This window comes from Crossiella sp. CA198 (genome assembly GCF_052078295.1).
Classification (GTDB): Bacteria; Actinomycetota; Actinomycetes; order Mycobacteriales; family Pseudonocardiaceae; genus Crossiella.
The window spans coordinates 230,993-255,552 of sequence record NZ_JBQJIM010000008.1 but is presented as its reverse complement, the minus strand read 5'-3'; the positions used below and the strand labels follow the sequence as shown (position 1 = coordinate 255,552).

Sequence of the window (24,560 nt, the reverse complement as noted above, 5' to 3'; positions counted from 1 at the left end):
GGTCCTCCTCGGTGCGGTTCCTCTGACCCGCGTGGCGGCGCAGGAGCTGCTGCGAAGAGGCGGCGGTCAAAATGTAAGCGTTTGCAACGCTAGGAGCGGGGCGTGCCCGGCGCAAGGGGCCAGCTGGCGGAGACCATCGGGAGGACAGTGGTCAGCGCAGCTGGCAGGCGGTGATCGCCCACAACTGCGGGCCGTACTCGACGCGGAAGACCCGGTAGCAGTCCAGGAAGGTGACCGCGGCGCAGGCCAGGTCGGCGAGCAGGATGCCGGCGTCGGCCTCGCTCATCGCGTAGGACACGCACTCCTCGGCGTCGGCGTGCGCGGTGGCCGCCGGTCCGGCCAGCGCGGCGCCGACGATCGCCGAGGTGAGAACGATGGCCAGTGGCCTGATCATGTGTTTCCTCCGAGCTGCCGGGCGTGCCTTCCTGGTTAGCCGGTCCAGGGCGGGCTGGGTAGCGCGGTCGCCGGTTCGGGTGGGCCGCGCCACCCGGTCAGGGCAGCTCGGGTGCTCCCGGTCAGCTGGAGGTCACGCGGTGCTCAGCCGCAGCAGCCGCCACCGCAGCAACCCCCGCCGCCGCCCCCGGCCGGCGCCGGTGCGCTGCCGCCGCGGCCGGTCATGCCGAGCGTGGTCAGCAGCTTCACCGTGTCGGTGTGACCGCCGGGGCAGGTCGCCGGGTCACTGGAGGCGCTCATCGGGCGGGACAGCTCGAAGGTGTTCCCGCACTCGCGGCAGCGGAACTCATAACGCGGCATGCCGCCATTGTGCGGCATCGGCGGTTACCGTCGGGCTGTGCCGAGGACAACCGAGTGCGCCTGCCTGATCTGCGAGCCGCCGGACGCCCGCCAGGACCAGCGGTGGTCGCGGGAGATCGGCACTGTGCGCAGGCACCGGTGGGGTGTGGTCGGCATCGTGGACGAGCCGGGCTGGGCGTTCAGCTACGGGTTGTGGCATTCCTTCCGGCAGCCCGAGATCGCCATGTTCGGACTGCGCGGGCCGGACATGATGACCTGGCTCAACGAACTCGCCGACCGGATCCCCGGCGGCGGCATCCTGCGCGACGGCGCCGAGCTGACCGATGTGCTGGCCGACCAGCCGGTGCGGCTGCGGGCGGCCGACGCGAGCTGGAACGACGGGCTCTTCGGCACCGCGGTCGGCTTCTACCGGCAGCAGACCCCGCCGTTCCTGCAGGTGATCTGGCCGGACCGGCACGGGCACTGGCCCTGGCACCCGGAGGCGGGGGACCGGTGCCGGGACTGGCAGCCGAACCTGTGGCTGCCGCTGGCCGAACACCCCGGCGAGTTGTGGCCGCGGATCGCCACCGAGGTCTGACCGCGCCGGGCTGATCCGTCCGGGTTACCGTGTTTTCTCGTGCCTCGCCGTAATCGATCCCATGGCGCCGACGGTCATCGACCGCTCGGCGGCGGACTGGGTGATGCCCGCACCGAGTCCGGCTCCGACGGCGACTGGATCGTCCGCTCGGTGCCCGGCGCGCAGACCACGAAGCTGTACCGGTGTCCGGGCTGCGATCACGAGATCCGGCCAGGGGTGGCGCACGTGGTGGCCTGGCCGGCGGACGATCTGGGCTCGGCCACGGACCGGCGGCACTGGCACAACGGCTGCTGGGGCGCGCGGTCGCGGCGCGGACCGACCCGGCGGTGGTCGTGACCGAGGTCGAGATCCGGGCGAACACCGTGCTGCCCGCCCTGCGCGAGCCGATCACGCTGCGCACCGCCGACGGCCTGTCCCTGGTCGGCGAACTCGCGCTGCCGGTGGACCGCCCGCCGCGGGCGACCCTGGTGTGCCTGCACCCGCTGCCCACCCACGGCGGCATGATGGACTCGCACCTGCTGCGCAAGGCCGCCTGGCGACTGCCCGCGCTGGCCGGATTCGCCGTGCTGCGGTTCAACACCAGGGGCACCGCCAGCGCGGCCGGGTGCAGCGAGGGCGCCTTCGAGCGGTGCGTCGGCGAAGGCCAGGACCTGGCCGCGGCACTGGAGTTCACCCAGGCCAGGGGACTGCCCGAGGTGTGGTTGCTCGGCTGGTCCTTCGGCACCGATCTGGCGTTGCGGCACGGGCCGCACCCGGCGGTGCGCGGGGCGGTGCTGGTCGCGCCGCCGTTGCGGTGGAGCGGGCCTGCGGAGCTGGCGCGGTGGCGGGAGTCGGGGTTGCCGGTGACCTGCCTGGTGCCCGAGCACGACGACCACCTGCGGCCCGAGCAGGCCCGGACCCGGTTCGCGCCGCTGACACAGGCGGAGGTGGTGACCTTGCCTGGGGCCGGGCATCTGCTGGTGGGCCATGCGGACGCGGTGCTGGACGAGGTGGTGCGGGTGGTCGCGCCGGAGCTGGCGACGCCGTTGCCGCGGCGGGTCACGCTTCCGGCGTCGTGATGGCCGGATCGCGGTAGAGCGCCGAGGTGCCCTGGTCGCCGTGCTCGGTGGTGCCGACCAGGACGAAGCCGAGCTTCTCCGCGACCCGGATGGAGGCCGCGTTGTCGAAGCTGGTGACCAGGCTGACCGGCAGGTCCGGCCGGGCCCGCCGCGCCCAGTCCACCGCGGCCCTGGCCATTTCCGGCGCGTAGCCCTGGCCCCAGGCGGACGGGCGGAAGCGGTAGGCCAGGTTCAGCGTCGGCTGGCCGTCGACGGTGGCGTGCCGGAGGCCGCCGTAGCCGAGCAGTTCGCCGGTGTCGGCCAGCCGCACCGCCCAGTAGCTGATGCCGTCCCGGGCCCAGTCCTCGACGATCCGCTGGTGCAGCTCGGCCACCGCCGCCGGGGTGGCAGGCTCGCGGTTGAAGCGGTTGGTCTCGGGGTCGGACTGGATCTCGCTGAACCCGGCCAGCTCGTCCGGGCCAAGCCGGTGCAGCCACAGCCGTTCGGTGTGCAGTTCCTCGGGCTCGGGCAGCGGTTTCCGGTACAGCGCAAGGCCTTTGATCGCGTACTCGTCGGTGCGGCCGACCCTGGCCATGCCGAGTTTGCCCGCCACCCGGATCGCGTTGTCGTTCGCGGTCGCGGTGGCCACGTGCACCGGCCGGTCCGGCAGCGCCCCGGCAGCCCATTCGATGGCCGCGGTGGCCATCTCCGGCGCGTAGCCGCGGCCCCAGGCACTGGGCCGGAACCGGTAGTACAGGTTCAGCACCGGCCGGCCGCCCAGCACGTGCGGCTCCAGGCCGCCGATGCCGACCACCTCGCCGGTCTCGGCCACGATGACCAGCCAGTAGCCGATGCCGTGCTCGGCCCAGCTCTCCAGCCATTCGGTGAGCTGCCCGGCCACCTGCGCCGAACTGGGTGGCGCGACCTTGTACTGGTTGGTCGCCGGATCGCCCTGGATCTCCTGCACCACCGGCAGATCCGACCGCCGCACCCGGCGCAGCCACAGCCGTTCGGTGTGCAGTTCGCCGGGGGCCGGGCGCGGCCTGCGGAACAGCGCCAGCACCGGCTCGCCCTTGTGCACGTACTCGTCGGTGACCCCGATGTGCGCCATGCCGAGTTTGGCCGCGACCCGCTTGGCCGCGGTGTTCTCCGGCACCGTGACCACGAGCACCGGCCGGTCCGGCGCCGCCCGCGCCGCCCAGTCCAGCGCCGCCCTGGCCATCTCGGTGGCGTAGCCGTGCCCCCAGGCGCTCGGCCGGAAGCGGTAGTACAGGTTGAACCCGTCCTCGCCCGCGATCCGGCGCACGGACAGCCCGCCAAGGCCGATGGTCTCGCCGGTGCCGGCGTGCACGATCGCCCAGTAGCCGATGCCGTGCTCGGCCCACTCCCGCAGCCACCCGGCGAGCAGCTCCGCGGCCTGGGCCGGGGTGGGCAGTGAGGTGTTGAACTCGTTGGCGGCCGGATCGCACTGGATCCCCACCACCGTGGGCAGATCCGCGTCCTGGACCTGGCGCAGCAGCAGCCGTTCGGTGCGCACCACCGCCGGTGGGTCCGACAGCAGGCTCTCCGGCAGCCGGTCCAGGATCTCGCGCACCGTCTCGGCCGGGGTCTGGCCCGAACTGTCCAGCCACAGGCCCAGCCGCGGGGTGTCCGCGCGGAACATGCCGTCCAGCACGTCCACCGTCCACTCGCCGCCGTAGCCGGTCTTGGCCCTGGCGCGCTCCCGCGCGTCCACCGCGCCGGTCTCCGGGGCGAGCACCACCAGGTGCACCAGCGGGGACCGCACCGCGGCCAGGAAGTCGCGCAGCCCGTCCCCGATGATCACGTCCTCGACCACCGCGGTGAACCCGGCGGCGACGAAGGAGTCGGCCAGCGCCGCGGCCTGCCGGTAGCGCAGGTGCAGCTGGTCAAGGGCCTGCTGACCGGGTTCCGGGGTCATGTCGATCCGGCCGGTGCGGACCATCTCGCGCACCTGGTCGCCCTCGACGAACGCGCCGCGCTCGAAGGACTCGGCGAGCAGGCGGCCCACGGTGGTCTTGCCCGCGGCGGAGATCCCGGTCAGCACGATCAAGCGTGGCGGAGTCACAGCAGGCAGGATAGGAACCCGTGCCCGTCAACAACACTGGATTAGGCGTTCCGCTGGTGCTGCTGCACGCGTTCCCGCTGGATTCCCGCATGTGGGACCCGGTGCGCGACACGCTGGCCGCCCAGGCCCGGGTGATCACTCCGGACCAGCGCGGCCTCGGCCGCACCCCGCTCGGCGCGGAACCGCCGTCGCTGGAGGTGGTCGCGCGCGATGTGCTCGGCCTGCTCGACGCGCTGGGGCTGGACCGGGTGGTGCTGGGCGGCTGCTCGATGGGCGGCTACGTGGCCATGGCGCTGCTGCGGCTCGCGCCGGAACGGGTGTCCGGGCTGGTGCTGGTGGACACCAAGGCGGTCGCGGACACCGCGGAGCAGCGGGCGAACCGGCTGGCGATGGCCGCCCGGATCGAGGCCGAGGGCGTGCACTGGCTGCCGGACACCGTGATCGAGGGCCTGCTCGGCCAGTACACGCATTCCGAGCGGCCCAAGGTGGTCGCGGCGGTGCGCAGGCTGATCGCCGACCAGCCGGCCGACGGCGTGGCCTGGGCGCAGCGGGCGATGGCCGCCCGGCCCGATTCGACCGCGACGCTGGCCGCGGTGACCGTGCCGACGCTGGTGCTCACCGGCCGGGAGGACGCGCTGATCCCGCCCGCGCTGGCCAGTGCCATGGCCGGGGTGGTGCCCACGGCGGCGCTGACCCAGCTGCCGCGCAGCGGGCACCTGCCCCCGCTGGAGACCCCGGCCGAGTTCAGCGCGGCGGTGCTGGAGTTCCTGCGCGCGACCGGCTGAGCGCGGCGCCGGTCTCGTACAGGCAGATCAGCAGTGGCCGCAACGCCAGTCCGGCCGCGGTGAGCCGGTAGCCGACCCGGGGCGGGAAGGCGTTGACCTGCTCGCGGTGGGCCAGGCCGCGGGCGGTCAGCTCGTGCAGGCGCTCGGTGAGGATCTTCGCGCTGAGCGTGGGCAGGGCGGCGCGGAGCTGGGAGAAGGTGCGTTCGCCTGCCATCAGCTCGCGCAGCACCAGCGTGGTCCAGCGTCCGGAGATCGCGGCCAGGGCCACCTCGACCGGGCAGTCCGGTTCGGGCCGGGCGGTGCGGCCCCGCTCGTCCGGGACCAGCTCGGCGTCCCAGCCGTGAGTTTCCGTTTGGTGACCCGCGGCGCGGGCATCTTGGCTGTCAGCATGGAACACCTGACCAGTGTGCGATTGACCGAGGATCCCGGCCAGCACCCGCACGTTTTCGCCGCCGCCTTCAACTCCGGCGACCCGGCCGCGGTGGAGGCCTGTTACGAACCCGGCGGCCTGCTCGCGCCCAGGCCGGGCCTGCCGGTGACCGGCGAGCGGCGGGCCGCCGCCAACACGCACCTGATGTCCCTCGGCCTGCCGATCGAGGTCAGGCCGAGGCACACCTATGTCATGGACGAGCTGGCGTTGCTGATCGTCGACTGGGAGATCCGCGGCGAGGGCCCGGACGGGCCGGTGCACCTCAGCGGCACCGCGACCGACGTGGCCCGGCGCGGGCCGGACGGGTTGTGGCGATACGTGATCGACAACCCGAACGGCTGCGCCTAGCGGGTCAGCGGCGGGGCGGGTTCTGCGGTCCGGCAGGCGGGGCAGGCTTGCGCAGCTGCTTGGTCGGACCGTCCAGGTCGGTCTGCGGCTGCTGGGCCGGGGGCTTCTTCATCGCCGTGGTGGGCGGGTCCATGTTCGGGCGCGGGGCCGCGGGCTGGCGCTGCGGGTGCGGCGACTGCGGCCGCTGCCCGCGCACCGGCTGCGGCGGCTGGGAGGCCGGGTTCTGCGCCTGGACGTTGGGGGTGCGCTTGGCCGGATTGCCCTTGGGCGCCTGCATCGCGGTGGTGCGGTCGGCCGGGGGCTGACCCGGCTGGCCGGGACCGGACTGGGCGGCGTTCTGCGGCACGGGCTGGCGCTGGTTGCCCGGCGCAGGCGGACGTCCGCCCTGCGGGACACCGGCGGGGGAGACCGGCGGCTGACCACCGGGGACCTGCTGCGGCGCGACCTGCTGCTGGTTGCCGGGGCCCTGCGGCTGGCCGGGCTGGACCGGTGCGGCCTGCCGCGGCTGACCGCCCTGCTGGGCCTGCTGCGGCGCCGGGGCCGCGGGCTGCACCTGAGTCGGCTGGGACTGGGCCTGCGGCGGCTGGGCGGCCTGCGGCTGGGCAGGCTGGGACTGGGCAGGCTGGGATTGGGTCTGCTGGGGCTGGGCGTTCTTCGGCTGGGCCGGGGCGGCGTCCTTGGCCTCGGCAACGGGTTCGGCGGGCTTGGCCTCGGCCTTCGGCTCCGGCTTGGGCTCGGGTTCCGGCAGCACCGGCTGGTCCAGGATCAGGTTTTCGTCATCGCCCTCGGCCAGCAGCGGGGTGGCGTCCACGAACAGGCCGTGGATGGCCTCCATCTCCGAGTGCATGGCCTTCAGCTCGGACTGCATGGTGCTGAGCTGCCCGGTCACCCGGCCGCGCAGCGCACGCAGCAGCTCGACCCGCTTGGTCGCGTACTCGACCCGCTTCGTCGACTCCCTGGTCGCCTCGGTCAGGCGCTTGTCCGCCGCCTCGGTCGACTCCTTGGTCAGCTTCTCGGCCTTCTCGGTGGCCTCGCGGACCATGGTGGTCGACTGCTCCAGGGCGTCCGAGCGGCGCTTCTCCGCTTCCGCGGTGGCCTCGCGGACCATTGTGGTGGACTGCTCCAGGGCCTCGGCGCGGCGCTTCTCCGCTTCCTCGGTGGCGTCCTTGACCAGCTTCTCCGCCTCGGCCTTGGCCTCCGCGCGCCGCTTGGCGGCTTCCTCGGTGGCCTCGCGGACCATGGTCGTGGACTGCTCCAGGGCGTCCGCCCGACGCTTGTCCGCCTCCGCGGTCGCCTCGGTGACCCGCTTGTTCGCCTCCGCGGTGGCCTCGCCGACCAGGCGCTCGGCCTCGGCCTTGGCGTCGGCGCGCCGCTTGGCGGCTTCCTCGGTGGCCTCGCGGACCATGGTGGTGGACTGTTCGAGCGCGTCGGCGCGGCGCTTCTCCGCCTCGGCGGTGGCCTCGCGGACCATCGTGGTGGACTGCTCCAGCGCGTCCGCCCGGCGCTTCTCCGCTTCCGCGGTGGCTTCGCCGACCATGGTGGTCGACTCGGCGATGGCGTCGTTGCGGCGCTTGGTGGCTTCCTCGGTCGCCTCGAACAACCGGCGGTTGGCCTCCGCGGTCGCCTCGGTGAGCCGCTTGGTGGCCTCCTCGGTGGCCTCCCGCACCCGGCGCTCGGCCTCGGCCTTGCTCTTGGCCTCCTGCTCGGCCAGCCCGCGCATGGACTCGGTGCGGCGGGAGGACATCGCGATCTCGAAGTCCTCCTCCACCTTGGTGCGCACCGCGAGCGAGTCGGCGTCCAGCTTGGCCGCCTTGGCGGTGGCCTCGCCGACGATCCGCTCCGCCTCGGTGCGCGCGTCGGCCAGCACCTTCTGGTGCTCGGCCTCCATCTGCACCCGGCGGGCGTCGAGTTCGGCGATGAGCTGCTCGTACCGGCGGCGCAGCCCGGCCGCGGCCTTCTCGGCGTCGGCCTGGGTCTTGGCCGCCTCCTCCTCGGCGCGGGCGCGGGTCTCGTGCGCCTCGTCCTGGGCGAGCTTGAGCATCCGCTGCAGACGCTCGCTCAGGCCCTCCAGGGTGGTCGGCGGCTTGGACAGGCGGTCGACCGATCCCTTGAGGTCCTCGACCTCCATCCGCTTGGACTCCAGCTGCCTGGCCAGGTCCCCGGCCTGGGACACCGCGGCGTCCCGATCGGCCGCCAGGATGCGAAGATCGGCGTCCAGCCGCTCCAGGTGCTCTTCCACCTGGCTGCGGTCGTAACCGCGCCGCACCGTGTCGAAGCCGGAACCGAGTGGCACAAGCTCACCGCTGCCAAGACCCATGGCCTCACGCTACCCGCACCGCGCGCCGGGCTGTGCTCGCGCCACCCGCTACCGGGTAGGCCATCCGTGGGAAAAAGCGAGAAAACCCTCACACACCACGGAATCGGTTGATCGCATCCTCATGCGCCGCACGGAATTCGGGATCGCGCACACCCAGGCCCGCCTCCGGTGCGAGACACAACACACCAACCTTTCCCTGATGTGCGTTCTGGTGGACGTCGTAGGCGGCCTGACCGGTGTTCTCCAGCGAGTACACATTGGACAGTGTCGGGTGGATCTTGCCCTTGGCGATCAAGCGGTTGGCCTCCCAGGCCTCCCGGTAGTTGGCGAAGTGCGAGCCGACGATCCGCTTGAGGTTCATCCACAGGTAGCGGTTGTCGTAGCTGTGCATGAACCCGCTGGTGGACGCGCAGGTGACGATGGTGCCGCCCTTGCGCGCGACGAACACGCTGGCGCCGAAGGTCTCCTTGCCGGGGTGCTCGAAGACGATGTCCGGGTCGTCCCCGCCGGTGAGTTCGCGGATCTTCGCGCCGAACCGCTTCCACTCCGACGGGTCCTGCTCGTGCTCGTCCTTCCAGAACTTGTAGCCCTCGGCCGAGCGGTCGATGATCAGCTCCGCGCCCATCTTGCGGCAGATCTCGGCCTTCTCCGGACTGGAGACCACGCACACGGGGGTCGCGCCGCCGTTGAGCGCGAACTGGGTGGCGTAGGAGCCGAGGCCGCCGGAGGCGCCCCAGATCAACACCGTGTCGCCCTGCTTCATGCCCGCGCCGTTGGTGGAGACCAGCTGCCGGTACGCGGTGGAGTTGACCAGCCCGGGGCTGGCCGCCTCCTCCCAGCTCAGGTGCCTGGGCTTGGGCATCAGCTGATTGGTCTTGACCAGGGCCAGTTCGGCCAGGCCGCCGAAGTTGGTCTCGAAGCCCCAGATCCGCTGTTCCGGGTCCATCATCGTGTCGTTGTGCCCGTCCGGGCTCTCCAGCTCCACGCTGAGACAGTGCGCGACCACCTCGTCGCCCGGCTTCCAGTTGTTCACCCCGGCCCCGGTGCGCAGCACCACGCCCGCCAGGTCGGAGCCGACCACGTGGTAGGGCAGGTCGTGCCGGGAGGCCAGCGGCGAGGTGCGGCCGTAGCGCCGGAGGAAGCCGAAGGTGGACACCGGCTCGAAGATCGAGGTCCACACGGTGTTGTAGTTGATCGCGCTGGCCATCACCGCGACCAGTGCCTCACCGGGGCCCAGTTCGGGCGTGGGCACGTCGTCCAGGTGCAGCGACCGCCGCGGGTCCTTCTGCTTCGTGGGCACGCCCTCGAACATGCCCGCTTCGTCGGCATGCACGGTTACTCCCCGGTAGGACTCCGGCACCGCGAGTTCGGCGAGTGCCTCGTTCTCGCCGGCCAGGATCGCGTCGAGGATCTTCTGCACGGTGGACCTCCGTGGGTGTCGTATGCCATCGGCGCAGTTCGGGGGAGGTTACTCACGAGTAAACGATCCAGAAGCCCAGTTGTGAGCCACTGCACGGCGAGGTTCGTCCGATCGTGACCCGGGGAACGCGCGGAATTCTTGACCGGGCGGCCAATCAAGGAGGAGTCTGGACGTCAGGAAGACCCTTTTCGACCGTCAACGGAGGTGGTCGTGATGGAGAAGGCCTGGAGCCGCTGGCAGGACTGGGCCGCGGTGGTGATGGGCGTGGTCGTGCTGCTCAGCCCGATGGTGCTGGACAGCACCGAACGCTCGATGTGGACCATGGTGTTGCTGGGCGCGCTGCTGGGTGTCTCCGCCCTGTGGTCGCTGGCCCAGCCGGGCTCGGTGGCCAGTGAGTACGTGCACATGGGCCTGGGCGCGCTGCTGTTCCTGGCGCCCTGGGTGATGGGCTACAGCACCGAGCTGATGGCCGCGGCCTGGATGTCCTGGGTCGTCGGCGTGCTGGCCATCCTGGCAGGCGCCTCGGCCCTGCCCGCGGCCAACGCCGCGCACGGGCTGGCCGGATCGCACTGACCACCGACTGAACGCGGGCCGGTCGTCCTTGGAGGCGGCCGGCCTCCTGCTGTGCCAAGGAGAATCCGCCCTGTCCGCCAAAGATCGCATCCTGGCCGCGGCCGGGACCCTCTTCGCCGAGTCCGGCTTCGACGCCACCCCCACCTCCCGGATCGCCGAGGCGGCCGGGGTGCCCAAGGCGTTGGTGCACTACTACTTCCGCCGAAAACCGGACCTGCTGGCCGCGCTGGTCGACCGGCTGCCGGAACACCCGGTGGACCTGGAAACCGTTGTGGTGCCTGGCGATGTCGCGGCCAGCCTGCGTGCGCTGGTGGCCGAGCTGGACGCGCACCACGACGATTCGACCCTGCTCAGCCATCTGCTGTGGCGGGAAGCCGACACCCACCCCGCGGTGCGCGACGCGCTGCACGCCCGGTTCGAGCGCACCGTGGGCCACGCCCAGGAGGTGATCGCCGCGGCCCGGCCGGACGCGCCCGCGAGCACGGTGACCGCGGCGGCCACCCTGCTCGCGCTGGCCGTGGGCTACCGGCACTCGGTGGCCCGGCACCACCCGGACTGGCCGGCCGCCCAGGCCGACCGCCTGGCTGCCGAGGTGGAGCTGATCGCGCGGGCGATCGGAACCCTTGATCCACCTGTCAAGTAGGGCTTAATAACGCCGAAACTTCCTGGTTTGCCCCGGGGTCTCCAGATATCAAGGACACGTGTCCTTCCGTCATCCGATCAGGTGACAACGAGACATGAACTGGGGCTGAGTTCAGCATGACACGCACGGCACGATTCTTCTTGCGAGGAAAGAGAAAGGGGGCGTTGCTGCTGGCAGGTGTGCTGGCAACCGGTGTGATCGCACCGACCGCCCTCGCCGAACCAGCGGGTCGCAGCACCACCACCGTCCAGGTCGCCGGGCTCACCGCGCCGGTGCGCATGGTCCTGGACAAGTGGGGCGTGCCGCACATCTACGCCACCAACACCGCCGATGTGTACCTGGGGCAGGGCTTCAACGCCGCCAGGGACCGCCTTTTCCAGCTCGACCTGTGGCATCGCCGCGGGCTGGGCACGCTCTCGGAGGTGCTCGGCGCGGGGTACGCCGAGCTGGACAAGGGCGCCCGCTCGGTGCTCTACCGCGGTGACCTGGCCAAGGAGTGGGCGGCCTACCCGCCGCAGGCCAAGGAGGTCGCCACCAAGTTCGTCGCCGGGATCAACGGCTACCTGGAGTGGCTGGCCAGGAACCCGAACGCGTTGCCCGAGGAATTCCGGACCCTCGGTTACCGCCCGGCGAAGTGGCAGCCCGAGGACGTGGTGCGCATCCGGCACCACGCCCTGGTCACCAACGGCTACTACGAGGCCCTCCGCGCGCTGACCAGTTGCCTGGCCGGTAGCCCGGAGGCCGACGCGATCCGGCAGAACCTGGAACCCAAACACGCCGTCTCGGTCCCCCAGGGCCTGGACGTCTGCGCGGTGGCCCAGGTGGCCGAGCCGCTGCTCAACGCCTACGGGGCCGCCGTGCTCCCGGTGACCTTCGACGCGGGCGCGGGCAAGATCAGCGTGACCAAGGCGCCGCCGGCGCAGGGCAGCAACAACTGGGCCATCTCCGCGGCGAAGTCGGCCACCGGGCGACCGGTGCTGGCCGATGACCCGCACCGGCTGATGAGCCTGCCGTCCTCGCGATACCTGGCGCACCTGTCCGCGCCGGGGCTGGACATCGTGGGCGCCGGCGAGCCGATGATCCCTGGCCTGTCCCTGGGACACAACGGCACCTCGGCGTTCGGGCTGACCATGTTCCCGGCCGACCAGGAGGATCTCTACGTCTACCAGCTCGATCCGGCCGACCACAGCCGGTACAAGTACGGCGACGGGTACGAGTCCTTCCGCACGGTGACCGAGAAACTGCCGGTCAAGGGGGAGCAGAGCCGGGATCTCGCGCTCTCCTTCAGCCGGCACGGACCGGTGCTCTACGTCGACGCCCAGCGGCACCTGGCCTACGGGCTGCGCACGGTGTGGATGGAGCCGGGCACCTCGCCCTACTTCGCCTCGCTGGGTTACCAGACGGCACAGACGGCACAGCAGTTCGGGGAGGCGCTGAAGAAGTGGGGCGCGCCCGGCGCGAACCACGTCTACGCCAACACACAGGGCCAGATCGGCTGGCTGCCCGGCGCGCTGGTGCCCAAGCGGCCCAACCACGACGGTCTGCTGCCGGTGCCCGGCGACGGGCGCTACGAGTGGAACGGCTTCTACTCCGGCGACGACCTGCCGCGCACGATCAACCCGGCCAGTGGCTGGGTGGCCACGGCCAACGAGATGAACGTCCCGGCCTCGCACCAGAAGCTGGGACTGGGCTACGACGCCTGGTCGGACCCGTACCGGGCGCAGCGGATCGCGGAGGTGCTCAACGGGAAGCCGAAGCTGGCCTTCGAGGACTCGCTGAAGCTGCAGAACGATTTCCTGTCCATCCCGGCCCGCAAGATCACCGCGGTGCTGGGCTCGCTCACCAGCGCTGATCCCAAGATCAAGGCATCGCTGGAGCTGCTCAAGGGCTGGAACCACGTGACCGGGCCGGAATCGGGTCCGGCCGCGCTGTACGAGACCTGGTTCACCAAGCACCTCGGCCCGCAGTTCACCCGGACCGTGCTGCCGGGGGTGGACTTCTTCACCAAGCCGGACACCCAGGTCCTGATCGACGCGCTGGAGCACCCGGAGAACCACTTCGGCGCGGACGCCAAGGCCAAGCGGGACAAGCTGTTGCTGGACTCGCTGGTCAGTGCCAGGACCGAGGTCGAGCAGAAGCTCGGCGCGGACCAGGCTGCCTGGCAGTGGGGCAAGTTGCAGCACACCCGGTTCGAGAACCCGATCTCGCCACTGGTCGACGAGGCCGCCCGCAAGCGGCTCAACGTCGGCCCGTTCCCGCGCGGCGGGGCCTCGGACACGGTGAACAACTCCGAGTACGAGTCGGCCGACTTCCGGCACATCGGCGGCGCCTCGCTGCGGGTGGTCATCGACGTCGGCAACTGGGACGGCTCGAAGGCGGTCAACGCGCCGGGCCAGTCCGGCAACCCGGCTGACCCGCACTACAAGGACCTGGCCGAGAGCTGGCGCAAGGGCGAGTACTTCCCGCTGCTCTACAGCAAGGCCGCGGTGGAGCGCAACGCCGAGCGGTACCTGATCCTGGTGCCCAAGTCCTCCTGAGTGCTGGTGGCGTTCCCGGTGCGAGCCGGGAACGCCACACCCAGGTCAGTGGCCGTTCTTGGCCGGTTCCACCAGTTCGACCAGCACGCCGCCGGCGTCCTTGGGGTGGATGAAGTTGATCCGGCTGTCCGAGGTGCCGCGCTTGGGCTCGGCGAAGAGCAGCCGCAGGCCCTTGGCCTTGATCGCCGCGCAGGCCGCCTCGATATCGGTCACCCGGTAGGCCAGCTGCTGCAGACCGGGGCCGCTGCGGCCGATGAACTTGGCGATGGTCGAGTCCGGCCGGGACGGCGCGAGCAGCTGGATCTGGGTCGCGCCGGTGACGTCGCCGGGGGCGCGCAGCATGGCCTCCCGCACGCCCTGCTCCTCGTTGGTCTCCTCGTGCGCCACCTCCAGCCCGAAGGTCTCGCGGTGGAAGGCGATCGCCTCGTCCAGGTCGGGCACGGCGATGCCCACGTGGTCGATCGCGGTGACGAATTTCCCGAGTTCCTGCTGCATAGGGGCAGACTAGTAACTGACCGGCCGGGTTACCCGTGCTTTCTGTGGGCGTCCTCACAAGGCAGGCTGTCGCGTACCGGCGGTATGGTCCAAGCCAGTCCCAACAGACCAATTCCCACCCGCAGTGTCGCTGGAGGCAGCCGTGTCTGGTTCGGTCATCGTCGCCGGAGCCCGTACCCCCATGGGGCGGCTGCTCGGCTCGCTCAAGGACTTCTCCGGCGCCCAGCTGGGCGGGGTGGCCATCAAGGCCGCGCTGGAGCGGGCCGGGGTCGCGCCGGAGGCCGTGCAGTACGTGATCATGGGTCAGGTGCTGACCGCAGGCGCCGGGCAGATGCCCGCCCGGCAGGCCGCGGTGGCCGCGGGCATCCCGATGAGCGTGCCCTCGCTGACCATCAACAAGGTGTGCCTGTCCGGCCTGGACGCGATCGCACTGGCCGACCAGCTCATCCGCGCCGGTGAGTTCGACATCGTGGTGGCCGGTGGCCAGGAGTCGATGACCCAGGCCCCGCACCTGCTGCCGAAGTCCCGTTCCGGGTTCAAGTACGGCGATGTGACCCTGCAGGATCACATGGCGCACGACGGCCTGTTCTGCGCCTTCGACCAGGTCGCGATGGGCGCCTCCACCGAGAAGTACAACCAGCGCTACGGGCTGACCCGCGCCGAGCAGGACGCCTTCGCCGCCCGCTCGCACCAGCGCGCCGCCGCGGCCACGGCCAACGGGATCTTCGAGCAGGAGATCGCGCCGGTGGCCATCCCGCAGCGCAAGGGCGAGCCGGTGCTGTTCGGCACGGATGAGGGCGTGCGCGCGGACACCACCGTGGACACCCTGGGCAAGCTGCGCCCGGCCTTCGCCTCCGACGGCACCATCACCGCGGGCTCGGCCTCGCAGATCTCCGACGGCGCGGCCGCGGTCGTGGTGATGAGCAAGGCCAAGGCGGAGGAGCTGGGCCTGACCTGGCTGGCCGAGATCGGCGCGCACGGCGTGGTGGCCGGTCCGGACGCCAGCCTGCACGAGCAGCCCTCGAACGCGATCAAGGCCGCCTGCGCCAAGGACGGCATCGACCCGGCCGAGCTGGACCTGATCGAGATCAACGAGGCTTTCGCCGCGGTCGGCGTGGTCGCCGCCCGCCAGCTCGGCCTGGACGAGGCGGCCGCGGACGCCAAGGTCAACGTCAACGGCGGCGCGATCGCCCTGGGCCACCCGATCGGCATGTCCGGCGCGCGGGTGGTGCTGCACCTGGCACTGGAGCTGCAGCGGCGCGGCGGCGGCGTCGGCGCGGCCGCGCTGTGCGGCGGTGGCGGCCAGGGTGACGCGCTGGTGATCCGGGTACCGTCTGCCTGATATGGGCAGAGCGATCGACGTCGCCGACCTGGTCGAGCGAGCACGGGAGGGTCAGCCGCGCGCGGTCGCGCGGCTGATCTCCCTGGTCGAGGACGCCAGCCCGCACCTGCGCGCGGTCGCCGCGGCACTGGCCCCGCACACCGGCCGCGCGCAGGTCATCGGTCTCACCGGATCGCCAGGCGTCGGCAAGTCCACTTCGACCTCCGCGCTGGTCACCGCGTTCCGGCAGGCGGGCAAACGGGTCGGCGTGCTCGCGATCGACCCGTCCTCCCCGTTCTCCGGCGGCGCCCTGCTCGGCGACCGGATCCGGATGCAGGAGCACGCCACCGACCCCGGCGTGTTCATCCGCTCCATGGCCACCCGCGGCCACCTGGGCGGCCTGTCCTGGGCCACCCCGCAGGCGCTGCGGGTGCTGGACGCGGCCGGCTGCGACGTGGTGCTGATCGAAACCGTCGGCGTCGGCCAGTCCGAGGTCGAGGTGGTCGCGCTGGCCGACACCACAGTCGTGCTGCTCGCCCCCGGCATGGGCGACGGCATCCAGGCGGCCAAGGCAGGCATCCTGGAGGTCGCCGACGTGTTCGTGGTGAACAAGGCCGACCGGGACGGCGCCGACGCCACCGTGCGCGACCTGAAGTACATGATCTCCCTGGGCCGCAAGGAGATCCGCGGCGCGATGTGGCGCCAGCCGATCATCAAGACGGTGGCCAGCCGGGCCGAGGGCGTGCCCGAGGTGGTCACCGCGCTGCTGGACCACCGGGTCTGGATGACCGAGCACGGCGAGCTGGACCAGCGCAGGCAGCGGCGGGCCGAGGCGGAGATCGAGGCCATCGCACTGGCCGAGCTGCGCAGTCGGCTGGGCGATCTCCGCGGCGGCACCGCACTGACCGACCTGGGCAAACGGGTGGCCGAGGGCGAGCTGGACCCCTATGCCGCCGCGGACGAGCTACTGGCCGGACTGCGCGGCTGACCTGGGCCAGGCGATGCCGGGTCGATGTCAACCCGGCTACCCTGGGGCCATGACAGCGATGACCGCGCATCAGGAAGGAGGCCGAGTGAGCGAGCAACCAATCAGCGTCTCCGCGGACGACCTGCACACCTACCAGCAGGCCGCCCAGCATGCCGCGCAACAGGCGGCCCGGTGGGAGGATGCCGTCCGCCGAGCCGAACACGGCGAAACCGTGGCCGTCATCGCGCACGGCGAACACGTTGCCGACGTCGTGCCCTCCGGCGAACTGGATCGTCTCCGCGAGACCATCGCCGTGCTCGCCGACCGGGAGACCATGCAGGACCTGCGCGACAGCGAGCCCGAAGTGATCGGAATCGACGCCATCCGTGCCCTGGTCGCTGAACGACAGGCCCGAGAGAACCAGTGACCGATCAGCACCTGCGCTACGAGGTCGACCTCAACCGATCGACCAAGCGTGCTCTTGCCGAACAGCTGCCGATGGACGTCGTGATGGGAGTCATGGACTTCCTCGTCGGACCTCTGGCCGACAATCCACAGCGTGTTGGCAAGCCGCTCAACCCACCCCTGGGTGACAAATACTCCGCCCGTGTCATGCGGGAATACCGACGGCTCTACACCATCGACGAACAACAGCGTCGAGTTAACGTGGAGAGCATCCGGCATCGCAGGGACGCCTACCGGTCGCCGTGACCGGCTGCGGCAGTGCGGCCGCGGCTGATCACCGTCACCGCCACCAGCACCGCCAGCAACCCGGCCGTCACGTGGATCGGCGCGCCCGAGTACGTCGAGCCCAGCACCAGCACCGCCGTCACCGGGAACCCGATCGAGAGCGCACCGCCGCTGCGCGGCCCGATGTGCAGCAGCCACACGCTGAGCAGGAACACCGCCACCGGCACCGTGGTCGCGAAGCCGGCCGCGGCCGTGGACAGGTGCGCGCGATGCAGGTCGTAGTCCACCGACACGGACAGGCCAGCGCCGACCGCCGCAGCCGAGGCGAAGATCAGGTAGTGGCCGTAGCCCCAGGTCAGGGCCTTGCTCAGCCGGTCGAGGCCGGCGGGGGCCTGCTGGTCGAAGTACAGCCACCACAGCGAGAACAGGATCACCAGCCCGGCCACGGCCAGTGAGATCAGGATCGGGATGTGCTGCTGGGCGGACAGGCCTGCCCGGATCGCGGTGGTCGCGGCCAGCACCGACTCACCCAGCACGATCAGCGTGAACAGGCCGTAGCGCTCGGCGATGTGGTGCGGGTGCCAGCGGGTCGGGCCGCGTCGCTCGGCCCAGACCGGCACCAGCATCTCCAGCACCGCGAGCAGCAGGAAGCCGGGCAGGAACAGCGACTCGGGCAGGAACAGCCTGCCCACCCAGCCCAGCTGCACCAGCGCGATGCCCAGCGCGAACCGGTGCGCGCAGGCCCGGCGCGGCGGATCGGCCCTGGCCGCGCGCAGCCACTGGAGGACCATGGCCACCCGCATCACCAGGTAACCGATGGTGATCACGGTGAAGTTCTGCTCGAAGGCCAGCGGCACCCCCGCGGCCATCACCAGACCACCGGCGATCTGGACCAACACGGTGAGCCGGTACGGGACGTCATCGGTGTCGTAGCTGGAGGCGAACCAGGTGAAGTTGATCCAGGCCCACCAGATCGCGAAGAACACCAGCACGTAGCCGAGCACGCCGGAGCCGAGGTGGTTCTCGCTCAGGCCGTGGTGCAGTCCGGCTGCCGCGGCGGCCACCGCGACCACGAAACACAGGTCGAACAACAGTTCCAGCGGGGTGGCCGCGCGGTGCGCTTCGGTGGCGTCGCGGGCGGCCATCGGCCGGTACCAGGGTCGCATGCGCTGATTCTGCGGCAGTTTCCCGCGATTGTCCTCTGTGGACACCAGGACGGAGGACCGACGAAAGTCGGGTGCGAAAGCCACCAGCGTCACCCCCGAGCACCCCGCGCGCGGGCCTATGCTGGAGGGGTGAGCGGGCAACAGCGGGTATCCCAGATGGACAACGTGACGGTGCGAATCCCCAAGGCCCCTCCCCGGAACCCTTATCCCGCAACGAATTTCGGCGGTCGCCCACCCGTGCACACGCACTCCGGCAACCCGCTCGGCCCGCGCGTGCCCACCGCGTCCACCGGTGTGCTGCTCGACCTCAGCTCCAAGGCGCGGCGCAAGGTCTTCGTCGGCGCCGTGGTCGCGGGCGTGCTCGGCCTGGCCGTGATGCTGCTGGCGATCTTCGGCGTGATCGGCGAGGGCGGCGTGCTCCGGGTGACCACCGGCGCGCTCGGCGCGGGCTTCCTCGGCCTGTCCCTGATCGCGGTCATGTGCTGGCGGGTGATCTCCCGCGACCGGCGGCTGCGCATCTCCCCGCACGGCCTGCGCTGGGACGAGGACCACGGTTCGCCGTTCACCCTGCGCTGGGCCGAACTCGGCGCGGTCGAACTGACCCGCGGCGAGCGCGGCAAGATCAGCCTGGACCTCTACCCCGGCGACTCCAACTTCCGCCAGCGCCACCCGGAGATGGAACACCTCTACGGCCGCCACGGCATCGCCAACGGCTACCGCCTCCCGCTCGGCGACTCCGTGCAGCTGCTGCCGCCGGTCGAACTGGCCCTGCGCCGCTACTGCCTCAACCTCTACCGCGGCGTGCGCTAGTCCGGGTGACCGTGCGCGACAGCCCGATTACGCAGGTGCGAGCGTTGTCCTGACCTGTGGATAACGGCGCGGACCAGGGGCTCGGCCGAGGTATCTTGAGGGTTCGAAGACCACTTGAATCCGAGCAGGAGTCAACAACGATGAGCGCTGTGTGGTGGGTGCTGCTCGCCCTTCCGGTGGGTGTCGCACTGGCCGTGCTGGTGCTGCGACTCTGGCCGGGTGAGCGCACCGGACCGGGACAGGTCTCGGTGGAGGACCTGCGGGAGCGCGAGGACGTCGACTCCCTCCCGTACTACCCGACCGGCACCTTCCCGATCCCCAAGCTGGACGCGGAAGCCCTGAAACAACACCTGGACGAACGCGAACCCAAGCGAGGTTGAGAAGAACGCGAGCCCGAGCAGGGGTTAAGCCCCACCCGGGCTCGCGCACCTTGACCAGCCGCCCACTTGTTGCGAAAAGGCGTGGCGCGCAGCGACACGGCGGGCCTTTAACCAGCGGCGGGGTGCCGATTTTTCGCGTTGCCTTGTCGTGCGTCCGACGCATCCGAAGCTTGCTTCGCGTGCGGCGAGGCCACGACGAGGCGACTTAGGGCGAAAAATCCAGCGTGCGGAGCACGCCAATCAACACAGCTCAACAGCTCGTGCGGTAGAAGTACTCCTTCTTGCTGTCCATGTCGTCCTTGGTGATCGCGACCAGGTTGGTCTCGATCTCCTTGGTGGTGGACTTGCCCTCCAGCGCGTTGACCGCCTGCTGCACGCCCTGGCGGCCGATGCCCGCCGGGTCCTGCGCGATCAGGGCCTGGACGTCGCCGTTGCGCAGGCCGTCGACCTGCTTCGGGCTGGCGTCGAAGCCGACCAGCTTGACCTCGCCGCGCTTGTTCGCGTTACGCAGGCCCGCCGCGGCGCCCTCGCCGGAGTTGAGGTTGGTGGCGAACACGCCTGCCAGGTCCGGGGTGGCGGCGACCTGGGCGGAGACGATGTTGGCGGCCTGCGAGGGCTCGTTGTCGCTGTACTTCTGGCCGACGTACTTGATGTTCGGGTACTTCTTGATCTCCTCCTCGAAGCCCGCGGCGCGGGCGTCCGTGGTGGAGGTGCCGGCCTTGGTGTTGATCACCAGGACCGAGCCCTTCTCGCCGATCAGCTTGGCCAGGGTCTGCGCGGCCAGCTGACCGCCCTGCTTGTTGTTGGAGGAGATCGCCGAGGCCGCGATGGAGCGGTCCTTCAGCTTGGTGTCCACCTCGACGACCTTGATCCCGGCGCTGGTCAGCTGCTTCATCGGCGTGCCCAGCGCGGTGTCGTCGGTCGGCGCGATCAGCACGCCGGAGGGCTTGGCGGCCAGCACGCTGTTCACGATCGGCACCTGCAGCGCGGCCTCGAACTTCTCCGGGGCCTGCACGCTCAGCTCGTAGCCGAGCTTGCCCGCCTCCTCCTTGGCGCCGCACTCCATCGAGATGTAGAAGGGCTCGCCCTTCACTCCGGGCAGCAGCGCCAGCTTCTTGTTGTTGGCAGGCGCAGCGCCGCCGGGGGTCTCCCCGATCTTGCCGCCGCCGCAGGCCGCGAGCGCGAGCACGGTAGCCAGCGCGGCCCCCATCGTCAGCGCGGTCCGTGATGCGTTCATTTTTCCCACCTTCACACTTCGTTGTGCTCCGAGAGTCTCTCTACCTGCTGTTTCGCGCCCGGCGACGGAGCTGGTCGAACCAGACCGCCGCGACGAGCACCGCGCCGATCGCCACCGGCTGCCAGAACTGCGGGACGTCGATGATCAGGAAGCCCTTCTTGAGCACGGTCGGGATGAACACCCCGATCACCGTGCCGATCACCGAACCGACCCCGCCGAACAGGGAGGTGCCGCCCAGCACCACCGCGGCGATCGCGTTGAGGTTCTCCGTGGTGTGCCCGCTGATCGTGGTCGTGCCGTAGTAGGCCAGCGACATGAAGCCAGCCAGCCCGGCCAGCGCGCCCACGTAGGTGTAGATCAGCACCAGGTGCCGGTCCACCTTGATCCCGGAGCGGCGGGCCGCCTCCGGGTTGGAGCCGATGGCCAGGGTGTACCGGCCGAACCGGGTGGTGGCCAGCAACCAGGCGCCGACCGCGGTGACCAGCACCGCGACGATCACCAGGTTCGGCACGATGCCGGTGGCGCCGAAGCCCAGCCAGTCCCGCAGCAGGGTCGGCACGGTGCGCACGTCCACGCCGTCGGTGAGCAGCTGGGCCGCGCCCAGTGCCGCGCCGAAGGAGCCCAGCGTGACGATCAGCGCCGGGATCTTGGCCTTGGCGATGAGCAACCCGTTGAGCAGGCCCCAGGCCGCGCCGCCGACGATGGTGATCAGGAAGCCGGCCAGGATGACCTCGACGCCCGCGTTGGTGGCATCACCACCGGGGCTCATCGCCTCCATCACCTGCGCGCCGACCACGCCCGCGAAGACCAGCACCGAACCGACGGACAGGTCGATGCCGGCGGTGATGATCACGTAGGTCATGCCGACCGCGAGCACCAGCAGCACCGAGGCCTCGATGAACAGCTGCTGGAAGTTGAACAGGGTGAAGAAGCTGTCCGGCCGCAGCGCGCTGAAGACCACCAGCAGCACGAGCAGGACCAGGCCGATCCACAGCGTGTTCGCACTGGCCAGCCGCTTGACCAGCGGCCGGGTGCCCTCGTTGATGAACTGGCCGCTGTCCGCGGGGGTCTTGGCGGTGTCGTTGGTCATGCCGCGTCCTCCTGGGTCAGCGCGCCGGTCATGGCGCCGACCAGTTCCTCCAGCGTGGTCTGGGCCGCGTCGAACCGGGCCACCCGGCGACCCAGCCGCAGCACCTCGATACGGTCCGAGACCTTGAGCACCTCGGGCATGTTGTGGCTGATCAGCACCACCGCGATGCCGTTGTCCCTGACCCGGCGGATCACGTCGAGCACCCGTTCCCGCTGCACCACGCCGAGCGCGGCGGTCGGCTCGTCCATGAACACCAGCTTGCTGGCCCAGGCCACCGAACGGGCCACCGCGACGCTCTGCCGCTGCCCGCCCGAGAGCGAGCCGATCGGCACGTCCAGGCTCTGCAGGGACACCCCGAGCTGGCTGAAGTGGGTGGCCGCCTGGCGGCGCATCTCCTTCTTGTCCAGCATGCCGAGCCTGCCGAGCAGCCCGCTACGGCGCAGCTCCCGGCCGAGGAACAGGTTGGCCGCCGGATCCAGGTCCGGGGCGACCGCGAGGTCCTGGTACACGGTCTCGATGCCCAGCTCGCGCGCGGTGGTCGGCCGGTCCAGGCTGACCACCTTGCCATCGAGCAGGATCTGCCCTGAGTCCGGCTGCTCCGCCCCGGAAAGGCATTTGACCAGCGTGGACTTCCCGGCGCCGTTGTCGCCGATGAGCGAGACGACCTCGCCGGCCCGCAGCTCGAAGGAGGTGCCGCGCAGGGCCTCCACCGAGCCGTAGTGCTTGACCAGGTCGCGCGCTTCCAGCAGCGCGGTCATGACGTAGAACCTCCCACGATCGGCGGACGGCAGCGCACCAGCACCAGATCGCCGTCCACTCGGCACGATCCGGCGGCGTGCGGCAGGACCACGGTGTTGCCGCGGACCAGCTCCAGCGAGCCACCGGCTTGCGTCGACAGGCCGCCGGAGCCCTCCAGCGCGACCAGCACGGCGAAACCGGGGTCGAACTCCACCGGCGACTCGGTGTGCACGCGGTCCGCGCGGAAGAACTCCAGCGACTGCTCGCCCAGCAGGTCCACCGAGGGACCACGCTGGTCAGCGGTGTGCCGGACCAGCCCGTCCAGGCGCGCAGCGCCCCAGCCGGACCGGTCGACACAGCCGAGAGCGGCCTCGAAACCGAGGCCGAGGTGCACCGAGGAGTCACCCTCCTCGGCGAATCCGGTCCACTCCAGCAGGACCGAGAAGTCAGTGGGTTGTTGCAGCTCCACGATGAACACCCCGGCGCCGATCGCGTGCGGCAGCCCGGCGGGCACGAACACGGTGTCCCCGGCCTTGACCGGCACCTCGTTCAGCGCGTGCAGCATGATCGAGGTGTCCTGGCTGGCCACCCAGGCCGCCACCGTCGCCTCGTCCACACCCTCCCGGAAACCCACGTACACCACGGGATTCGCGCCGGTGGTGCCCACCACCACCCACGCCTCGGTCTTGCCGAAGCGGCAGTCCAGGTGGCTGGCCGCGAAGGAGTCGGAGGGGTGGCAGTGCACCGGCAGCCGCTGTCCCGCGTCCAGCAGCTTGACCAGCAGCGCCGGGTTCGCGCCGAACTCGGCCACGTGCCCGGCGCCCAGCCAGGCCTCCGGAGCGGCCTCGATCGCCGAGCGCAGCAGCTCGCCACCGGGCAGGGCGGCCAGCCCCGCGGTGTGCTGACCGAACAGCGTGGTGGTGGAGGCGACCCAGTCCTCCGGCCCCCACTCCGCGGCGTTCACGGCCCCGCGCAACTCGGCGATGGCCGCGCCGCCACGGTAGAACCGTTCGGGCTGGTTTGCCTCCAGCAGGACGGGCTTCACTATTCGCGCCCAACCTCTCCTGATCCACGTGCGACTAACCGCGCCGGGAGAACCACCCGGCGTGGAGGTGAGTTGTCACCGTCGAGCCGGGCGAACAGCAGTTCGGCCGCGGCCCGCCCGAGCAGCGCGACATCGTGCGCCACCACCGTCACCGGCGGGGAGAGCAGATCGGCCAGCTCGAAGTCGTCGAAGCCCACCAGGGCGGGGCGGTCCGGGCGCTGGGCGAAGGCACGCAGCAGCAGCACGGTGATCCGGTTGTTGCCGGAGACGATCGCGGTGGCCGGGTTGCGGCCGTCCAGCAACCGGCGCAGCACGCCTGCCACGCTGTGCTCGTCGTGCGGGCCCATCGCGACCAGGTCCTCCGGGTACTGCATACCGGCCCGCGCGCAGCCCTCCCGGAACCCGCGCAGCCGTTCGGCCGCGGTGAAGATGTCCGGGGCGTCGCCGAGGAAGGCGATCCGGCGGTGGCCCTGCTCGGCCAGGTGCCGCACCGCCTCGGCCGCGCCGCCGATGTTGTCCACCAGCACCGTGTCCGCCACGACATCGCCTGCCGGCCGGTCCAGGAACACCACCGGCATGCCTGCCCGCATCTCCGGCACCAGGTAGCCGTGCTGCATCCCGGCGGGCACCACTAGCAGGCCGTCCACCCGGCGGGCGCAGAACTCCAGCGCCAGCTCGCGTTCCCGGCCGGGGTCCTCATCCGAGGAGCCGGTCAGCACCTGGCGGCCGTGTGACCGCGCGACCTCCTCCACCGCCCGGGTGAGCTGGGAGTAGAAGGGGTTGGCGACGTCTTCCAGGATCAGCCCGAGGGTGCCGGTGGACGAGCCGCGGCGCAGGTTGCGCGCGGACAGGTTGCGCCGGAAACCGAGCTGGTCGATCGCGGCGAGCACGCGCTCGGCGGTCGCCGGATGCACTCCCGGCTCGTCGTTGACGACCCGGGACACCGTTTTGATGCTCACGCCCGCGAGCCGCGCCACATCGCTCATGGTGGCGCGTCGCACGCGGCGGGCTCCTTCGGACAACGTTGTCATTTGACGCCGGATTGGACACGCTCGCGCCCGGGGTTGTCAACGGTTCCAGCCCGACTCGTTACGCCGATCGGGATCTCAATCGGT

Annotated in this window: 26 protein-coding genes and 1 pseudogene; 14 read left to right on the top strand and 13 right to left on the bottom strand. The window is 71.0% G+C overall.

From position 1 onward, the window contains the following. Window positions 1-151: 151 nt before the first annotated feature. Complete coding sequence (locus ACTOWY_RS15855; RefSeq protein ID WP_441310371.1) at window positions 152-394, bottom strand: hypothetical protein; 243 nt, start codon at window positions 392-394, stop codon at window positions 152-154. 143 nt (window positions 395-537) lie between these two features. After that, window positions 538-753, bottom strand: a complete 216-nt coding sequence (locus ACTOWY_RS15850) for an FmdB family zinc ribbon protein (protein ID WP_247765613.1) — start codon at window positions 751-753, stop codon at window positions 538-540. Window positions 754-790: 37 nt separating this feature from the next. Between ACTOWY_RS15850 and ACTOWY_RS15845 the strand changes: the two genes are divergently transcribed. The 3 genes from ACTOWY_RS15845 to ACTOWY_RS15835 are packed head-to-tail and all read left to right on the top strand — an operon-like array spanning window position 791 to window position 2,388. After that, entirely contained in the window at window positions 791-1,330 is a 540-nt protein-coding gene (locus tag ACTOWY_RS15845; RefSeq protein ID WP_441310370.1) for a DUF4262 domain-containing protein, read from the top strand. A gap of 39 nt (window positions 1,331-1,369) precedes the next feature. After that, window positions 1,370-1,666: a hypothetical protein gene (locus ACTOWY_RS15840; RefSeq protein WP_441310369.1), complete on the top strand. Its 297-nt coding sequence runs from the start codon at window positions 1,370-1,372 to the stop codon at window positions 1,664-1,666. Then, window positions 1,663-2,388, top strand: coding sequence for an alpha/beta hydrolase (locus ACTOWY_RS15835; protein WP_441310368.1), 726 nt, complete (start codon window positions 1,663-1,665; stop codon window positions 2,386-2,388). The genes ACTOWY_RS15840 and ACTOWY_RS15835 overlap by 4 nt, the downstream gene beginning before the upstream one ends. Here ACTOWY_RS15835 and ACTOWY_RS15830 read toward each other — a convergent pair. Continuing rightward, window positions 2,369-4,453 carry a GNAT family N-acetyltransferase gene (locus ACTOWY_RS15830; RefSeq protein ID WP_441310367.1) on the bottom strand — a complete coding sequence of 695 codons (2,085 nt, stop codon included), beginning with the start codon at window positions 4,451-4,453 and terminating at the stop codon, window positions 2,369-2,371. The genes ACTOWY_RS15835 and ACTOWY_RS15830 overlap by 20 nt on opposite strands. 20 nt (window positions 4,454-4,473) lie before the next feature. Here ACTOWY_RS15830 and ACTOWY_RS15825 point away from each other — a divergent pair, with 20 nt between their 5' ends. After that, window positions 4,474-5,238: an alpha/beta fold hydrolase gene (locus ACTOWY_RS15825; RefSeq protein WP_441310366.1), complete on the top strand. Its 765-nt coding sequence runs from the start codon at window positions 4,474-4,476 to the stop codon at window positions 5,236-5,238. On the opposite strand, the gene ACTOWY_RS15820 is transcribed toward ACTOWY_RS15825, so the two are convergent. Continuing rightward, window positions 5,198-5,635, bottom strand: a complete 438-nt coding sequence (locus ACTOWY_RS15820; RefSeq protein ID WP_441310365.1) for a winged helix-turn-helix transcriptional regulator — start codon at window positions 5,633-5,635, stop codon at window positions 5,198-5,200. The genes ACTOWY_RS15825 and ACTOWY_RS15820 overlap by 41 nt on opposite strands. Between ACTOWY_RS15820 and ACTOWY_RS15815 the strand changes: the two genes are divergently transcribed. Then, entirely contained in the window at window positions 5,627-6,016 is a 390-nt protein-coding gene (locus ACTOWY_RS15815; RefSeq protein ID WP_441310364.1) for a YybH family protein, read from the top strand. The genes ACTOWY_RS15820 and ACTOWY_RS15815 overlap by 9 nt on opposite strands. A gap of 1,555 nt (window positions 6,017-7,571) precedes the next feature. On the opposite strand, the pseudogene ACTOWY_RS15810 reads toward ACTOWY_RS15815, so the two are convergent. Together ACTOWY_RS15810 and ccrA are read right to left on the bottom strand one after the other, a co-directional pair. Beyond that, window positions 7,572-8,333, bottom strand: a pseudogene (locus ACTOWY_RS15810) (hypothetical protein); the annotation flags it as partial. A gap of 88 nt (window positions 8,334-8,421) precedes the next feature. Continuing rightward, entirely contained in the window at window positions 8,422-9,753 is a 1,332-nt protein-coding gene (ccrA, locus tag ACTOWY_RS15805; RefSeq protein WP_441310363.1) for a crotonyl-CoA carboxylase/reductase, read from the bottom strand. Between the two features lie 213 nt (window positions 9,754-9,966). Between ccrA and ACTOWY_RS15800 the strand changes: the two genes are divergently transcribed. From ACTOWY_RS15800 to ACTOWY_RS15790, 3 genes are all read left to right on the top strand, one after another. Continuing rightward, window positions 9,967-10,326: an SPW repeat domain-containing protein gene (locus ACTOWY_RS15800; RefSeq protein WP_441310362.1), complete on the top strand. Its 360-nt coding sequence runs from the start codon at window positions 9,967-9,969 to the stop codon at window positions 10,324-10,326. A 28-nt stretch (window positions 10,327-10,354) separates the two neighbouring features. Beyond that, a complete protein-coding gene (locus tag ACTOWY_RS15795; RefSeq protein WP_441310361.1) occupies window positions 10,355-10,969 on the top strand; it encodes a TetR/AcrR family transcriptional regulator in 615 nt (204 codons plus the stop codon). Window positions 10,970-11,163: 194 nt separating this feature from the next. Further along, window positions 11,164-13,506, top strand: coding sequence for a penicillin acylase family protein (locus tag ACTOWY_RS15790; RefSeq protein ID WP_441310360.1), 2,343 nt, complete (start codon window positions 11,164-11,166; stop codon window positions 13,504-13,506). Window positions 13,507-13,551: 45 nt separating this feature from the next. On the opposite strand, the gene mce is transcribed toward ACTOWY_RS15790, so the two are convergent. Further along, the gene (gene mce / locus ACTOWY_RS15785) at window positions 13,552-14,001 is read right to left on the bottom strand and encodes a methylmalonyl-CoA epimerase (RefSeq protein WP_247765629.1); all 450 of its coding nucleotides are present in this window, start codon (window positions 13,999-14,001) and stop codon (window positions 13,552-13,554) included. A 142-nt stretch (window positions 14,002-14,143) separates the two neighbouring features. Between mce and ACTOWY_RS15780 the strand changes: the two genes are divergently transcribed. The 4 genes from ACTOWY_RS15780 to ACTOWY_RS15765 all read left to right on the top strand — a co-directional run bounded on the left by ACTOWY_RS15780 (window position 14,144) and on the right by ACTOWY_RS15765 (window position 17,000). Next, entirely contained in the window at window positions 14,144-15,343 is a 1,200-nt protein-coding gene (locus tag ACTOWY_RS15780) for an acetyl-CoA C-acetyltransferase (RefSeq protein WP_441310359.1), read from the top strand. Between the two features lies 1 nt (window position 15,344). Then, window positions 15,345-16,310, top strand: coding sequence for a methylmalonyl Co-A mutase-associated GTPase MeaB (meaB, locus tag ACTOWY_RS15775; protein WP_441310358.1), 966 nt, complete (start codon window positions 15,345-15,347; stop codon window positions 16,308-16,310). An 85-nt stretch (window positions 16,311-16,395) separates the two neighbouring features. Beyond that, a complete protein-coding gene (locus tag ACTOWY_RS15770) occupies window positions 16,396-16,716 on the top strand; it encodes a hypothetical protein (protein ID WP_441310357.1) in 321 nt (106 codons plus the stop codon). Continuing rightward, complete coding sequence (locus ACTOWY_RS15765) at window positions 16,713-17,000, top strand: type II toxin-antitoxin system RelE family toxin (RefSeq protein WP_441310356.1); 288 nt, start codon at window positions 16,713-16,715, stop codon at window positions 16,998-17,000. The genes ACTOWY_RS15770 and ACTOWY_RS15765 overlap by 4 nt, the downstream gene beginning before the upstream one ends. On the opposite strand, the gene ACTOWY_RS15760 is transcribed toward ACTOWY_RS15765, so the two are convergent. Then, window positions 16,985-18,145 (bottom strand): low temperature requirement protein A, encoded by a 1,161-nt coding sequence (locus ACTOWY_RS15760; protein ID WP_441310355.1) that lies wholly within the window; start codon window positions 18,143-18,145, stop codon window positions 16,985-16,987. The genes ACTOWY_RS15765 and ACTOWY_RS15760 overlap by 16 nt on opposite strands. Window positions 18,146-18,382: 237 nt before the next feature. Here ACTOWY_RS15760 and ACTOWY_RS15755 point away from each other — a divergent pair, with 237 nt between their 5' ends. Continuing rightward, on the top strand, window positions 18,383-18,955 hold the full coding sequence (locus ACTOWY_RS15755) for a hypothetical protein (RefSeq protein ID WP_441310354.1): 573 nt from the start codon (window positions 18,383-18,385) through the stop codon (window positions 18,953-18,955). A gap of 140 nt (window positions 18,956-19,095) precedes the next feature. Further along, window positions 19,096-19,335: a hypothetical protein gene (locus ACTOWY_RS15750; protein ID WP_441310353.1), complete on the top strand. Its 240-nt coding sequence runs from the start codon at window positions 19,096-19,098 to the stop codon at window positions 19,333-19,335. A 250-nt stretch (window positions 19,336-19,585) separates the two neighbouring features. Here ACTOWY_RS15750 and ACTOWY_RS15745 read toward each other — a convergent pair whose 3' ends face one another. From ACTOWY_RS15745 to ACTOWY_RS15725, 5 genes are read right to left on the bottom strand one after another with little or no spacing between them, the layout of a single operon-like run. Then, the gene (locus tag ACTOWY_RS15745; RefSeq protein ID WP_441310352.1) at window positions 19,586-20,572 is read right to left on the bottom strand and encodes an ABC transporter substrate-binding protein; all 987 of its coding nucleotides are present in this window, start codon (window positions 20,570-20,572) and stop codon (window positions 19,586-19,588) included. Between the two features lie 40 nt (window positions 20,573-20,612). After that, window positions 20,613-21,662, bottom strand: coding sequence for an ABC transporter permease (locus tag ACTOWY_RS15740; RefSeq protein WP_441310351.1), 1,050 nt, complete (start codon window positions 21,660-21,662; stop codon window positions 20,613-20,615). Next, a complete protein-coding gene (locus ACTOWY_RS15735) occupies window positions 21,659-22,420 on the bottom strand; it encodes an ATP-binding cassette domain-containing protein (RefSeq protein WP_441310350.1) in 762 nt (253 codons plus the stop codon). The genes ACTOWY_RS15740 and ACTOWY_RS15735 overlap by 4 nt, the downstream gene beginning before the upstream one ends. Then, window positions 22,417-23,448, bottom strand: coding sequence for a class I mannose-6-phosphate isomerase (locus ACTOWY_RS15730; protein WP_441310477.1), 1,032 nt, complete (start codon window positions 23,446-23,448; stop codon window positions 22,417-22,419). The genes ACTOWY_RS15735 and ACTOWY_RS15730 overlap by 4 nt, the downstream gene beginning before the upstream one ends. Continuing rightward, window positions 23,445-24,431 carry a LacI family DNA-binding transcriptional regulator gene (locus ACTOWY_RS15725; protein ID WP_441310476.1) on the bottom strand — a complete coding sequence of 329 codons (987 nt, stop codon included), beginning with the start codon at window positions 24,429-24,431 and terminating at the stop codon, window positions 23,445-23,447. The genes ACTOWY_RS15730 and ACTOWY_RS15725 overlap by 4 nt, the downstream gene beginning before the upstream one ends. Window positions 24,432-24,560: the final 129 nt, after the last annotated feature.

Coding starts and splice junctions, on each gene's coding strand:
- ACTOWY_RS15855 (WP_441310371.1), bottom strand. CDS start 394: ATGATCAGGCCACTGGCCATCGTTCTCACCTCGGCGATCGTCGGCGCC.
- ACTOWY_RS15850 (WP_247765613.1), bottom strand. CDS start 753: ATGCCGCGTTATGAGTTCCGCTGCCGCGAGTGCGGGAACACCTTCGAG.
- ACTOWY_RS15815 (WP_441310364.1), top strand. CDS start 5,627: ATGGAACACCTGACCAGTGTGCGATTGACCGAGGATCCCGGCCAGCAC.
- ACTOWY_RS15800 (WP_441310362.1), top strand. CDS start 9,967: ATGGAGAAGGCCTGGAGCCGCTGGCAGGACTGGGCCGCGGTGGTGATG.
- mce (WP_247765629.1), bottom strand. CDS start 14,001: ATGCAGCAGGAACTCGGGAAATTCGTCACCGCGATCGACCACGTGGGC.
- meaB (WP_441310358.1), top strand. CDS start 15,345: ATGGGCAGAGCGATCGACGTCGCCGACCTGGTCGAGCGAGCACGGGAG.
- ACTOWY_RS15760 (WP_441310355.1), bottom strand. CDS start 18,145: ATGCGACCCTGGTACCGGCCGATGGCCGCCCGCGACGCCACCGAAGCG.
- ACTOWY_RS15750 (WP_441310353.1), top strand. CDS start 19,096: ATGAGCGCTGTGTGGTGGGTGCTGCTCGCCCTTCCGGTGGGTGTCGCA.
- ACTOWY_RS15745 (WP_441310352.1), bottom strand. CDS start 20,572: ATGAACGCATCACGGACCGCGCTGACGATGGGGGCCGCGCTGGCTACC.
- ACTOWY_RS15740 (WP_441310351.1), bottom strand. CDS start 21,662: ATGACCAACGACACCGCCAAGACCCCCGCGGACAGCGGCCAGTTCATC.
- ACTOWY_RS15735 (WP_441310350.1), bottom strand. CDS start 22,420: ATGACCGCGCTGCTGGAAGCGCGCGACCTGGTCAAGCACTACGGCTCG.
- ACTOWY_RS15725 (WP_441310476.1), bottom strand. CDS start 24,431: ATGAGCGATGTGGCGCGGCTCGCGGGCGTGAGCATCAAAACGGTGTCC.